12 protein-coding genes are annotated in these 12,825 nt (G+C 41.6%); 7 read left to right on the top strand and 5 right to left on the bottom strand.

The window, feature by feature from the left end; all coding sequences use genetic code 11:
• The first annotated feature begins 223 nt into the window (after positions 1 to 223).
• From rsgA to EKM93_RS11810, 3 genes are all read left to right on the top strand, one after another.
• Positions 224 to 1,300, top strand: a complete 1,077-nt coding sequence (gene rsgA, locus EKM93_RS11820) for a ribosome small subunit-dependent GTPase A (RefSeq protein WP_225423714.1) — start codon at positions 224 to 226, stop codon at positions 1,298 to 1,300.
• 66 nt (positions 1,301 to 1,366) lie between these two features.
• Positions 1,367 to 2,203, top strand: a complete 837-nt coding sequence (gene map / locus EKM93_RS11815; RefSeq protein WP_125715779.1) for a type I methionyl aminopeptidase — start codon at positions 1,367 to 1,369, stop codon at positions 2,201 to 2,203.
• Positions 2,204 to 2,349: 146 nt separating this feature from the next.
• Positions 2,350 to 3,825, top strand: a complete 1,476-nt coding sequence (locus EKM93_RS11810) for an MFS transporter (RefSeq protein WP_125715778.1) — start codon at positions 2,350 to 2,352, stop codon at positions 3,823 to 3,825.
• Positions 3,826 to 3,900: 75 nt separating this feature from the next.
• On the opposite strand, the gene EKM93_RS11805 is transcribed toward EKM93_RS11810, so the two are convergent.
• On the bottom strand, positions 3,901 to 4,932 hold the full coding sequence (locus tag EKM93_RS11805) for an NAD-dependent epimerase/dehydratase family protein (RefSeq protein ID WP_125715777.1): 1,032 nt from the start codon (positions 4,930 to 4,932) through the stop codon (positions 3,901 to 3,903).
• A gap of 160 nt (positions 4,933 to 5,092) precedes the next feature.
• Between EKM93_RS11805 and EKM93_RS11800 the strand changes: the two genes are divergently transcribed.
• Positions 5,093 to 5,758, top strand: a complete 666-nt coding sequence (locus tag EKM93_RS11800) for a TetR/AcrR family transcriptional regulator (protein ID WP_125715776.1) — start codon at positions 5,093 to 5,095, stop codon at positions 5,756 to 5,758.
• Between the two features lie 131 nt (positions 5,759 to 5,889).
• Here the strand turns inward: EKM93_RS11800 and EKM93_RS11795 are convergent, their stop codons facing one another.
• From EKM93_RS11795 to EKM93_RS11785, 3 genes are all read right to left on the bottom strand, one after another.
• Positions 5,890 to 6,435, bottom strand: coding sequence for a bifunctional transcriptional activator/DNA repair enzyme AdaA (locus EKM93_RS11795; protein WP_125715775.1), 546 nt, complete (start codon positions 6,433 to 6,435; stop codon positions 5,890 to 5,892).
• A complete protein-coding gene (locus EKM93_RS11790) occupies positions 6,428 to 6,922 on the bottom strand; it encodes a methylated-DNA--[protein]-cysteine S-methyltransferase (RefSeq protein WP_125715774.1) in 495 nt (164 codons plus the stop codon). Before EKM93_RS11790 ends, EKM93_RS11795 begins: the two co-directional genes overlap by 8 nt.
• A 161-nt stretch (positions 6,923 to 7,083) precedes the next feature.
• Positions 7,084 to 7,398, bottom strand: a complete 315-nt coding sequence (locus EKM93_RS11785) for a methylated-DNA--[protein]-cysteine S-methyltransferase (RefSeq protein ID WP_125715773.1) — start codon at positions 7,396 to 7,398, stop codon at positions 7,084 to 7,086.
• A 271-nt stretch (positions 7,399 to 7,669) separates the two neighbouring features.
• Here EKM93_RS11785 and EKM93_RS11780 point away from each other — a divergent pair, with 271 nt between their 5' ends.
• Positions 7,670 to 9,163: a hypothetical protein gene (locus EKM93_RS11780; protein WP_125715772.1), complete on the top strand. Its 1,494-nt coding sequence runs from the start codon at positions 7,670 to 7,672 to the stop codon at positions 9,161 to 9,163.
• Positions 9,164 to 9,251: 88 nt separating this feature from the next.
• Here the strand turns inward: EKM93_RS11780 and EKM93_RS11775 are convergent, their stop codons facing one another.
• Positions 9,252 to 9,977: an SDR family oxidoreductase gene (locus EKM93_RS11775; protein ID WP_125715771.1), complete on the bottom strand. Its 726-nt coding sequence runs from the start codon at positions 9,975 to 9,977 to the stop codon at positions 9,252 to 9,254.
• A gap of 328 nt (positions 9,978 to 10,305) precedes the next feature.
• Here EKM93_RS11775 and EKM93_RS11770 point away from each other — a divergent pair, with 328 nt between their 5' ends.
• Together EKM93_RS11770 and EKM93_RS11765 are read left to right on the top strand one after the other, a co-directional pair.
• The gene (locus EKM93_RS11770) at positions 10,306 to 11,832 is read left to right on the top strand and encodes an ABC transporter permease/substrate-binding protein (RefSeq protein WP_125715770.1); all 1,527 of its coding nucleotides are present in this window, start codon (positions 10,306 to 10,308) and stop codon (positions 11,830 to 11,832) included.
• Positions 11,833 to 12,810, top strand: coding sequence for an ABC transporter ATP-binding protein (locus EKM93_RS11765; protein WP_125715769.1), 978 nt, complete (start codon positions 11,833 to 11,835; stop codon positions 12,808 to 12,810).
• Positions 12,811 to 12,825: the final 15 nt, after the last annotated feature.

The raw sequence follows: 12,825 nt of genomic DNA, 5'->3' as shown, positions 1-12,825 counted from the left end.
GTGTTTGTTTTGGTTATAAACATTATCTTCCTGAATCCCCGAATTGGCAATCTAGGGGGTCATTTCATATTATCTCTAATTTAAAACGCGTTCACCTACACTGATTTTTGCGCTTAGCTACGTCTAACTTGTAAGCGAAAACCGCTCACGGCGTTAGTCTAGGCTATGCTCAAAATCAAACCGTGTTGGTTCACGCTCTAATTTAAAAAAAGAGGTTATAATTTTGATTACAAATTTAAAAAAATATGGTTTAACGACAGTTTTTGAACAGGCGGCGGCTGAATTTAAGGATTTGATCATTGCTCGGGTCATTGCGCAGCATCGGACGTTGTATCAGGTGATGACGGTAGATGGGCCACGTTCGGCGGTGGTGACTGGAAAGTTAGCTTATGAGGCGGCGGGTCAGACACGTTTTCCGGCGGTGGGCGATTGGGTAATGGTGGCGCCAACGGCTTCGGTTTCTGAACAGATGGTGATTCATCAAATTTTACCACGCCATAGTGTTTTGGCGAGAGGGGCTGCGGGTAATGGGGCCGACGGGCAAATTATTGCCGCAAATATTGATACGATTTTTATCTGTATGTCTTTAAATGCGGATTTTAACTTGCGGCGGATGGAACGGTATTTGACGCTGGCTTGGGAGAGTTCCGCCACACCGGTGATTGTTCTGACGAAGGCGGATTTGTGTGAGGATGTATCAGCAAAAATTCGGGATTTGGCGGAAGTCAGTGTTGGGGTGTCGGTAGTGGTCTGCTCAGCGGTTGACCAAAGTGGTTATGAATCATTGTTAACGTATATTCAACCCACAGAAACGGTTGCTTTTGTAGGGTCTTCAGGTGTGGGCAAGTCAACGTTGATCAATGGACTGCTTGGACAAACGGTTTTGGAAACTAAGGAGATCCGTCAAGATGACGATAAAGGTCGGCATACGACAACGCATCGGCAGTTGTTACCATTAGCAAATGGTGGTGTGGTGATTGATACGCCAGGGATGCGGGAGCTACAAATTTATGTGGGCGACTTGTCCAAAACGTTTGAAGACATTGATAGCTTAGCCCAGCAGTGTAAGTTCAGAGATTGTACCCATCAAAGTGAACCAGGGTGTGCGGTTAAAGCAGCTATTGTGGATGGCACTTTATCAGAGGAACGGTTAAAGAGTTATCGTAAGCTACAGGCGGAAATGAGTTATAGCGGCTTGAATGATCGGCAGCTGGAACAAGAAAAGATTAAGCGGATGTTTGGCAGCAAGGCACAAATGACCCAAAAGATGCGGGCCGTGAAGCAGCGGAAGCATCGTTAATTATTTTTAGGTTAACGGATAGGTAAAGAAAGTGTAAAATAAGGATATTCTTTATTGGAGGGCACTATGATTACATTAAAATCAGCACGAGAAATTGAAGGCATGCGTCGGTCAGGGCAGTTGCTGGCGGGGGTTCATTTAGGCTTAAGAGATTTAATTAAGCCAGGCATTTCGGCTTATGAAATTGAAGCATTCGCCGATCATTATATTACAAGCCACGGTGGTACGCCGTCGGAAAAGGGTTTTGAAGGTTATAAGTATGCCACTTGCGTCGATGTCAACGATGAAGTTGCCCATGGAACGCCTAGAAAAGATCTTTATTTAAAAGAGGGCGATTTGGTCAAGGTGGATATGACGATTAATTTGGATGGTTATGAGAGTGATTCTTGCTGGAGTTATGGTGTGGGCCAGATCAGTGAAGCCACCCAGAAATTAATGACGGTGACAAAGCAGGCGCTTTATTTAGGCATTGCGCAGTCGGTGATCGGCAACCGTCTAGGGGATATCGGCTATCCCATTCAACAATACACCGAAGTCGTTCACGGTTATGGCGATGTCCGGGATTTGATTGGGCATGGCATCCAACCAACGATGCATGAAGATCCAGATGTACCGGCTTATGGTGTGGCCGGCAAGGGCATTCGTTTGAAAAAAGGGATGACCTTAACCATTGAACCGATGATTAATGAAGGCACCTATGAACTAATGCCAAAAGAAGTGACAGATCCCGATGATTCATGGGTTTATTACGTTACGGCAGATGGCCGCTGGTCGTCACAATATGAGCATACGATTGCAATTACTGAAAACGGGCCACAAATTTTAACATCCCAAGATCCTGAAGAAGATGCCCATTATTTACAATTGGCTCGAGAAATTTTAGCACGGGGCATTAAAGATTAACGATTCTTTAGAAAAGTCAGCGATTTAAGCTGGCTTTTTTTGTGCGGTTTAAATGAAAACGGTTTCCTCATTAATTTTAGGTCGTAGCTATTGACAGTTAGTGTAAAATAGAAAAGTATGATTATTTTCAGAAAGAAGTGGACTTTTTGTCAAGACGCAACGTTATTATTGTGACCTGTGCCTTACTGCTCTCTAATGCGATGAGTGGTATCGACAATACAATTATTAATACAGCTTTGCCGGCCATTATTTCAGATCTACATGGGATTGAAATGATGGGCTGGATTGTGGCGATATTTTTGTTAGGCACGGCGGTCAGCACGCCGTTATGGAGTAAATTCGATGAGCATGTGGGAAATAAGCGCAGTTATCAATTAGCGGCCGGCTTTTTTGTTGTTGGCTCATTATTGGAAGGTTTAGCACCGAATATGACTTTTTTGATTATTGCCCGGGCAATTGCCGGTATTGGGAATGGCGGAGTGGTGTCGTTGCCCTATATTATTTATGCCCGCTTGTTCAAAAATCCGAGAAAACGAATGCAGGTACTGGGCTTTGTGTCTGCCAGTTATAGTATGGCCACAATCATTGGACCGTTAATCGGGGGCTATATTGTTGATACATTCAGTTGGCACTGGGTTTTTTATATCAATGTCCCCATTGGCTTATTGTCCGCAATACTTGTTCAGATTTATTATCAGCTTGAAGAAAGTCACAGTCAGGAAAAAGTTATTGATTACCGCGGGATTATTTTAATGGTGATCGGCTTAATTGCGTTATTATCTGGCATTGAAATGATCGGCAGTGCCAATGGCTTTTTAGTTTTAGCTCTGATGATCGTAGCGGTAGCTTGCTTAGGCAGTTTATTGCACTTTGAAAAACAGGCAGCGGATCCAATTATTCCAAATCGGCTGTTTAAAAATCGAGCTTTGGTTGTTGATTTTACCTTGTTTACATTGATCTGGGGGGCGTTTGTCGGTTTTTTGATTTACACGCCAATGTGGGCCCAGGGGTTATTAGCCACCAGCGCTTTAGTCGGTGGGGCAACACAGATTCCAGGGTCGTTCACTAACTTTATGGGTTCCGGTTCGGTGGCACCGTTACGGCGTTATTTGTCCCCGCAGCGGGTGATCACAGTGGGTATTTTAACGTTAACGGTTTCGTTTGTATTGTTGGTGGTTTTTGGCATCAAAACACCTTATTGGATTTTATTAGTAGCAGCGGCCTTTGAAGGTTTTGGTAACGGGATGTGCTTTAATGAATTACAAGTTAAGGTACAAACCGATGCGTTACGTGAAGATATCCCCGTGGCAACGTCTTTTAGTTTCTTAATTCGGATGCTGAGTCAGACGTTCACTGCGTCTGTTTTTGGCTTAATTATGAATCATGCTTTACGGCAAGGGGTTCAGGCCAGTCATGGCAAAATTACGATGAACATGATGAATAAATTAACGGATGCAACGAACTTAAAGTCGTTACCGCAAGCCTTAATTCCGCAGATGCGCCAAATTCTACATACGGGATTACGCAATATTATGATCATGGCCTTAATTTTAATGTTGCTCGCTTTAGGCCTGAACTTGTGGTCTAAACACTTTGAACAGCAAAAGGTTCAAGATGCTTAAAGTTAATTAATTTTATAAAAATACCGTCAAAATTGAAGGCATTACGGAACTTCAATTTTGACGGTATTTTTGAATTTAATCGAGTAAGCCCAAAGCAGACATTTGTTTGGCAGCATCAATAATAGTTGTTTCAGCCGGACGCGGTTGCCAGTTCAGTTGATTTTTGGCTTTGGCCGAGGTGTAACGGAAAGTCCGGTTTAATAGACCGATAAAAACGGCCACATTGGCGTTGAAACGGCTGATTAAGCGTAATACCCAATTAGGAATTGTTCGAATATGCAATTTAGGGGTTAGGTCAGGCAGCTGATTTTTAAGGGTTTGGGCGATAGCTTTCATGCTCATGTGGTCGCCAACCGCTAAATAACGCTGATTAGCAGCTTGATCACTTTGCATTGCTAATATTTCTAAGGCAACTAGGTCTCGGACATCAACAATATCAAAACCGAGATTAAAGACACCAGGAACTTGGCCCTTAATCATTCGGGTAATCAGTTGTTGAGAGCTGTTGTTTTGTGGCATTAAAACTGGTCCAAAAACGGCAGTGGGCAAAACGGTGCTTAATTGCATGGGCCCATCATAATCTTTCATCCAAGCCCAGGCTGCTTTTTCTGCCAGTGCCTTAGAACGTTGATAGGGATTTTGAACAGGATCATTGGGCTTGGTCCAAACTGTTTCGTCAGAATGCTGATTTGTACTGTTGTCGTCGGGTTTAGCAGCGGCGGCAGCAGAGGTGATGACAACGTGTTTGACATTGGCTGCTGCTGCAAAACGCAATACCCGTTCATCCCCATCCCGTTGTGGGCCTAAAAATGTTTGAATATCTGCCGAATCTGCTGTATGCATTGGTGAAGCAACGTGCAGCACACGATCTACCCCAGCCATGGCTTCAACCCAGCCAGCATCACTGATTAAATCAGCTTTAACAAAGGATAGGCGATCACCTGCATCTACTTTTGTGGCAATAGCTGCCTGAACCATTGGTATTTTTTCTAGATTCCGTAAAGTTGTTTTTACACGATAACCTTGTTGCAATAAGGCAACAATTGCCCAACTTCCCACAAAACCAGTGCCACCAGTGACTAAAATTGTTTCATTTTTATTTTGCATTATTTAAAGAGCTCCTCAGAAATTTTTTTAAGCTTTATTTGCTGAAAAGAGCATAACACGCTGTAAAAAACAAAATCAACAAAAAATATCAATTTTGTTCAATTTGACTTTTTTGTTAAAACCAGTACAATAGATTTGTTTACTAAAGGAGGCGCATTGTATGCCAACAGAAGAAGAGCGACGGACACAAATGATTGTTAAAATAAATCAAACTATTGTTGAATCGGGATTTGTGACGCTGACAATGGACCAAATTGCCAAAATTATGGGCGTTAGTCGGGGGAAACTTTATCAATATTTCCCTTCTAAAGAAGCGGTGATTAAAGCGGTGGTTACCCGTTATTTTAAATTCATGACCCAGCAGACAATACCAGAAGTACAGACACCGGCTGAATATGCGACGGCTTTTCCACAGGTCTTTTTGGAGTTAGTCACTTTAGTGGCATCTAGTTCGGCAGCTTTTCGCCAGGACTTACAAACAATGCCAGAACTTGCTCAGGAATTTACCACTCGCTACACCGCCTGGTTAAAAGCTGTGGCGGACTTTTTAGCCGCTGGACAAAAAAATCAGGCATTTCAGACTACCGTCGTTCCTGCCTTATTTTTAATCCAAATTGAAGCTACGGTACCCGCATTGATGGATCGGAATCGTTTAGAACAGCAGCGTCTATTTTTAAATGAAGTTTTACCAGACTATCTGAAGATGATGGTATCTCAAGTTGTGGCACCAGAATATCAAGGACAAGTTCAGTTAACGGCCGTTGCGAATCAATTACAGCAGCTTACTGCAAAATATCAACAAGCCTTATTAGGCGGACTTTTATAAAATTAGGGACTGTCATATGGCTTAGAATAAACTAAATGTAATGACAATTTAAAAGGTCGAGGCTTCAAAATTGATTTGAGGCTTCGACCTTTTTTCTGAAAAAAGCTTGTATTCAAATAAGGTTGAGTAGTTCACAGCTTTTTTTGTTGTAGTTGATATTGTTTAGGGGTTAAACCATAGGCTTCACGAAATTTTTTGATGAAGTAAGCTGTATTGGTTAAACCAACCTGCTGGCCAATGGTGGTAATACTTTCAGAAGAAGTGGCTAAGCGCTGTTTGGCTTGCGTAAGTCGGATGGCCATAAGCTTTTGCTGAGGGGTTAAGCCGGTAATGGCTTTATAGACATGCCATAAATAAGACTTGGAGCCGTGAACGGTTTGTGCCAGTTGCTCTAAAGAAAAAGGCTGCGCATAATTTTGCGCTAAGATAGTATTGATTTCGGCCACCCAGGTTTGATTATCCACTGGCTGATTTAATGGTCGACAGCGTTTGCAGGGGCGATAACCCGCGGCCATTGCTGCTTCAGGGGTTTGATAAATTAAAATATGCTCTGGCTTTGGCAGCCGTGAGGGACAAGACGGTCGGCAAAAGATTTTAGTTGTTTGGACAGCGTACCAAAAAGTGCCGTCATACTGGGCATCGTTTTGTTCAATAGCCTGCCATTGGGTTTTAAGCATAGTTGTTCAGTCCTTCTAAACGTAATAATTCGATTTTACGGTCTACACCGCCTGCATAGCCGGTTAATGCGCCGTCACTGCCAAGGACGCGGTGGCAAGGGATGATGATGGAGATTGGGTTGTGGCCCACAGCACCCCCCACGGCCCGGGATAAGTTTGTTCCTGAAAGCTGCTGGGCGATGGCTTGATAGGTGGTGGTTGTGCCGTAAGGGATGGTCTGCAAAACGTTTAGTACCCGTTGTCGAAAGGGCGTGACTTCTGGGGCTAATGTTAATTGGGTCGGGGCTGGTTTTTCCCCTGCAAAATATTGTGTCAACCAAGTTTTAGCTGCGGTGATTGGTGGTGCGTCTTGAACTTCAGTTTTTTCTAGATCATATTGGGCGCCACAATATTTTTGATCCGCAAACCATAAGCCCCGTAGAGCTGTGGCATCACTTAATAAAATAACGGTGCCTAAAGGGGTTTGATACGTACTGCGATAAAACATAAGGAAGACCTCGCTTTGTAAGAAGTGACCTAAGTATAGCAGGATTGCAGCTAAAAAAATATCACATAATGGCTTTTTAATCTGAGGCGGTGTGGTTTTAAAACAGGGCAATAAAAAGCAGTTAGGTAAAAGTTAATTTTGGCCTAACTGCTTTTATTGGGTTAGTATTCGAGGCTTTCCCGCTCTAGTTCACGCTCTTTAATTTTTCTCAGGTTTTTTAAGATTTGGTGGTTCATGTTTTGAACTTCGGTGTTTAAGGGTAGTTCGTTGATGGCTGGTTTTTCGCCTGCAAAATAGCGATCTAACCAGAATTTTACTGCGGCGATGGGGGTGGTGTCGGTAGGTTGTGCTTGGTCGAGATTATCGGTGCGGCCGATGGTTTTTTGGTTAAAGAATTTTAAGCCAAGTAGGGTGTCTTCATCGCTGAGTAAGGTAATTTCGCCAAAGGGTGAATCGTAAGTGGATTTGAATAACATAGTATGGACCTCTCTCAAATAAATCAATTTGTCGAATCATAAATAGGGTTGGTTTTTGCGATTAACAACTTTTATAAGGGTATCACCGGTTTCAATTTATAATTATAGTTATAATAGTAATTAATCATATTATAATGCAAGTTAAAAGTCTTTAATTAAAGAAATTGTAAGACAATCGTTGTTCTGAAGATTGTTATAGGTCAGATAGTTAAAGAATGGTAAAATTAAAACAGTTTGTACAATTTAATAAAATTTATTTCTGGAGGATTCAATGGCTAAAGATCAACAAATGTTTCAAGAAATTGCAAAAGCAACTCAGAATTTAGCAACGGTGCGCAAACCTTTGCCTACTATTGTAGATGAGGTGGCTGTCCGTCGGGATCAAAAACAGTTGCGGCCTTTTTTTTCAGATCGTGGGGCTTTATCAGCAACTGATCAAGATTTAGAACAGTTATTACAACTTACCGGGCAGGCTGTCACGATGCAGCAAGTATTTTTTAATCGGACATTAGGGCAAATAACGGCAGCATCACTGGCCGATGGGATATTAGTTGGTTTTACAGCAGCTGGGATGGCGCAACAAACTTTGAAACAGGCTGTTACGGTGGGGTATGAATTGTGTATCTTTTTATTAAATAAAGGGATTGTGACTTCAGATTCGGAAATGCCGAATAATTTTTTGGCATTGATCCAGGAAAATCGCCCAGACTTAATGACGGCCTTTGAAATGGCTGAGGGGCCGGTGGCAGATGAAGTACAAGAGGGCTCTGATTTTTTTGCCAATGAGCCAATTAAGTTAGTTTCAGATGACATAACGTCTTTTTTTGCACAGAGTGATAAGATTACGACAGATTTTAATGAATTTATTCAGCAAATGGCTACCAAGAATAGTCCTGCCAAATTACAGCTTGCTTTGACTTTTTTTAATGGCATCAATCCGACTTATGTGCAGGTTTTTAACCTTAAGCGTATTTATGAAGCTTACCCTGAACAACCTAATGTGGTAGAAGAAGCTTGCCAGCAATTCTTTTTAGGGTTTAATGATTTTATCAAAGGGCTAACCCCGCAAAGTTTGATCAATGTATCTAAAACGTGGCATATGTTTTTGAAATTTTGTCTAAATTATAAGCATTTAACTTCTGGGCAGTATCAGCGATTCCTAAAAACAGGAAATCGCATGATTTTACAAATGGCGGCGATTTCTGGTAAAAATAGGGATGATGATTTTGAAGAACTTAGTCAATTAGCAGATACCGTTTTCACACGGCCTAATTATACAATTGACACTGCAAAAGCAAGGGTTATTTTGGCAAAACTAAACATGACACCGGTTATGCCTAAAGTGAAAAATCAATATGCGCCTAAATTAAAGAAAAAGTTGGACGCCCATCAGTTAGAATTAGAATTAAAACAGGCAAAGCAGCATTTGGCAGATTTTAAACTAACGGTAATTGGGGATGTTCCTGAGGTAGACTATGCATGCTATGAAGCGGTTTTACTAGAATTGCATACCAAAATGGTGACGGATTATAATCGACGTTTGTCACGATGGACGGTAGATAGTTTTCGAGCCTGTTTAATGCAATGGTTCAAGGAGAACCGCCAATTGGATCAACGTCCTGCATTCTTCAGATTTTTACAGAGTTATTTAGCGAACTTAGAAGAAAACGGCATTATTCATAACGGAGATATTTTATTGGGCGGTGTAAGGGCAGCTATGGAAACTTACTTTATCACAAGCATTAATGCCCTATCTAAAGCCTAAAAACTAAGATTCGTGTCGGAATTGGCATATAAAAATAAGCTGTTAGAAAATATTAATTTTCAGCAGCTTTTTTTTAGAAATTATCGCTTTAACTATCTTGACGGGTTGCTGCGATATCAACTTCCCGAATATTAACTTCTTGAGGCATTTCGTACATAAACTTCACGGTTTCAGCCACATGTTTTGGATCTAATGTCAGGCCGCCCATACTTTCTTTCCAAGCTTGATATTCAGTTAAAGCGTGATCATCAGTGACATGGGCTAATAATTCAGTTTCTGCAGCACCTGGGGCAATGAGCATTACCCGGACGTTTTTAGCTGCTACTTCTTGGCGAACGGTTTCACTTAGACCGTGGACCCCGAATTTACTGGCAACGTAAGCTGCGTGATTTTCAAACGCTTTAAAACCGGCAATTGAAGAAGTGTTGATAATTGTGCCATGTTCACGGGCCATCATTTGCGGTAAAACTAGCTGCATCCCGTTGAGGACACCTAATACATTGGTATCCAGCATGGTCTGCCATTCTTTAGGATTTTGTTGCCAAATATTACCTAACAGCATCAAACCAGCATTGTTTAACAGCAAATCGGTGGGGCCATAGATGGCTTCGGCCTGGGTAATGGCATTTTCTAACGCTGCTCGATCTGTGACGTCGGCTTGCTTAATCATCACCTCACCGGATAACTCTAAAGCTTGAATCTTTTCAACGCGCCGGCCTAATAACAACAAAGGATATTGGTTGGCATTAAACAGCCGTGCCATTGCGGCGCCAAATCCAGAACTGGCTCCTGTAATAACGACTAGTGGTTTCATAAGTTAATACTCCTTAAATTTGTAATTGTTAACAAAAACAATTATAAACTTAGAATATTTTTTAACTAGTACGCACTTTTTAGTAACCTGGTACTTTGGCAAAGAGATAGCGGCTAGTCTAAGTCGACAGCTGATAGATATCAACGACCGTGTAATTTTTTAGTACAAATACTTTATTTTAAATGTTAACAGACTCGCTCAAAACCTGTAAAGTAATTAATGATATCGTTTCTTTTGGTAAGCAGTAAAGTCGATGTATTTGTTTAACTTAGGGTATGATAGGAACACGTACTGAAATTAAAATTTTGGGGGTTAATTCAGAGTTATTATGACTAACTTAATCCAAGTATTTATAGAACGCCGTGGCGACTTATCAGTGGCTTTATGGCAGCATTTAGTAATTTCAATTACAGCATTGGTCATCGCAATCATCATTGCGGTACCGTTAGCGATTTGGGTCGTTCGCCGGCCCAAAGTTGCGGAATTTTTTCTACAAGTTACCAGTGTTTTGCAGACCATCCCATCCTTGGCCTTATTGGGGTTATTGATTCCTTTAGTAGGTATTGGGACGGTTCCGGCGATTATCGCCTTAATTATTTATGCACTATTGCCAATTTTCCAAAATACTTATTTAGGTATTTCTGAAATTGATAGCTCCATTGAAGAAGCGGCGGATGCGTTTGGGATGTCGCGGATGCGCAAGTTATTTAAAGTGGAACTGCCCATTGCATTGCCGCAAATTATTTCAGGTATTCGAACAGCTTTAGTCTTGATTGTGGGCACGGCCACTTTGGCTGCCTTGATTGGTGCTGGCGGCTTAGGGACCTTTATTTTGTTAGGGATTGATCGTAACAATACCGGGTTATTGCTGCTGGGAGCGATTTCATCAGCGTTGTTAGCAATTATTTTGAGTTTGATTATTCGCTGGTTCCAGACAGCCAAGCCAAAACAAGCGTTGATCGCTTTAGGCGTTATTTTGGTCGCGCTAGGCGGTAGTGGGGCTTATAGTGTTTATGCCAACCGTACGGAAACCATCACCATTGCCGGTAAATTAGGCTCGGAACCGGATATTTTGATTAATATGTACAAAGATTTAATTGAGGCCAACGATGACCACGTTAAAGTCACTTTAAAACCAAACTTTGGGAAAACAACTTTTTTGTTTAATGCTTTAAAGCACGATCAGATTGATATTTATCCAGAATTCACAGGCTCGGTTTTAGAAACTTTAGTGAAGGGTAAAAATCCAAAGGGGTTAACCGCCGACCAAACTTATGCCTTGGCTAAAAAACGCTTGGCGACGCAAGCTGATTTACAGCTGTTAAAACCAATGGCCTATAATAATACTTATGCGTTAGCCGTAACAAAAACTTTCCAGCAGACCCATCATTTAAAAACGATCAGTGATTTGCGCCAAATTGAAACGGAATTGAATCCAGGTATGACGTTGGAATTCATTGATCGAGAAGACGGTTTAAGGGGCCTGAAGAAAGCTTATGATTTGGATGTGACCGCCAAGTCCATGGAACCAGCGTTGCGTTATGAAGCGATTCATAAAGATCGGGTGAATTTGGTGGATGCCTATTCTACAGATAGTGAACTACGGCAGTATCAGTTAGCAATTTTAAAAGATGATCAGCACTTTTTCCCAACTTATCAAGGGGCGCCTTTGATGAAGGCTAGTTTTGCCAAGGCGCATCCTAAAGTTGTCACCGCATTAAATCAGTTAGCCGGAAAAATTTCAGAGACGGATATGCAGGAAATGAATTATAAAGTAAACGTCCAGCATAAGTCGGCTGCTTCGGTGGCTCGGCAATATTTGGTTAGTCATGATTTATTAAAGGGGGTGAAATAAATGACCACACCTTTAATTGAATTTCAACATGTGGATAAAGTATTTAATCAGCAAACGGCCGTATCAGATTTGAATTTGACGATTAACCAAGGCGAATTATTTGTTTTAGTAGGGGCTTCAGGCAGTGGCAAAACCACGTCTTTGAAGATGATTAATCGTTTGGAGCCAATGACTTCTGGACAAATTACGATTAATGATCAAGATATTACGACACTCCCCGTTCGCCAGCTGCGACTGGAAATTGGCTATGTTTTACAGCAGATTGCACTATTTCCAACAATGACTGTGGCTCAAAATATTGCGGTTATTCCGGAAATGAAACAAATGCCCAAAGCGCAGATTAATAAACTGACTGATGAGTTATTGACGGAAGTTGGTCTGGATCCGGCAGTTTATCGGGATCGTAAGCCGAGTGAATTGTCCGGCGGTGAACAGCAACGGATTGGTATTTTACGGGCGGTGGCGGCCCAGCCTAAATTAGTTTTGATGGACGAACCATTTAGTGCGTTGGACCCTATTTCGCGCCAACAATTACAAGATCTCGTTTTACGGCTCCATCATCGATTTAATAACACGATTGTTTTTGTGACCCATGATATGACAGAAGCATTGAAATTAGGCGATCGAATTGGGATTATGCGGCAAGGGCAGTTATTGCAAGTAGATACCCCAACGGCTATTGCCCAGCATCCAGTGAATGATTTTGTTAAAGAATTTTTTGGGGCAAATCGGGCTAAAAATGTTTATGATGTTTATGTGGGCCGGATTGGCTTAGTTTTGGGTTATTTAGATACAACGAACGTTACTGCTGAACTAAGTCAAATTCCTGAAATTGATGGACAGGCCACGTTACGGGCAGCTTTTGAAATTTTGGCGAAACAAAATTATTTAGCGGTCACAAAAGAAGGGGTTCTGCAGGGCTATTTGGATCGACAGAAAATTTTAGATTATTTAAGTCGCTATACGGCTGAATCTTAGAATTTAGGTGAAAAA

Source organism: Agrilactobacillus yilanensis (assembly GCF_003946725.1).
GTDB lineage: Bacteria > Bacillota > Bacilli > Lactobacillales > Lactobacillaceae > Agrilactobacillus > Agrilactobacillus yilanensis.
Note: the sequence above shows the minus strand (reverse complement) of the source record. Positions and strands in the feature narration are given on the sequence as shown.

Coding starts and splice junctions, on each gene's coding strand:
- map (WP_125715779.1), top strand. CDS start 1,367: ATGATTACATTAAAATCAGCACGAGAAATTGAAGGCATGCGTCGGTCA.
- EKM93_RS11805 (WP_125715777.1), bottom strand. CDS start 4,932: ATGCAAAATAAAAATGAAACAATTTTAGTCACTGGTGGCACTGGTTTT.
- EKM93_RS11800 (WP_125715776.1), top strand. CDS start 5,093: ATGCCAACAGAAGAAGAGCGACGGACACAAATGATTGTTAAAATAAAT.
- EKM93_RS11795 (WP_125715775.1), bottom strand. CDS start 6,435: ATGCTTAAAACCCAATGGCAGGCTATTGAACAAAACGATGCCCAGTAT.
- EKM93_RS11790 (WP_125715774.1), bottom strand. CDS start 6,922: ATGTTTTATCGCAGTACGTATCAAACCCCTTTAGGCACCGTTATTTTA.
- EKM93_RS11785 (WP_125715773.1), bottom strand. CDS start 7,398: ATGTTATTCAAATCCACTTACGATTCACCCTTTGGCGAAATTACCTTA.
- EKM93_RS11780 (WP_125715772.1), top strand. CDS start 7,670: ATGGCTAAAGATCAACAAATGTTTCAAGAAATTGCAAAAGCAACTCAG.
- EKM93_RS11775 (WP_125715771.1), bottom strand. CDS start 9,977: ATGAAACCACTAGTCGTTATTACAGGAGCCAGTTCTGGATTTGGCGCC.
- EKM93_RS11770 (WP_125715770.1), top strand. CDS start 10,306: ATGACTAACTTAATCCAAGTATTTATAGAACGCCGTGGCGACTTATCA.
- EKM93_RS11765 (WP_125715769.1), top strand. CDS start 11,833: ATGACCACACCTTTAATTGAATTTCAACATGTGGATAAAGTATTTAAT.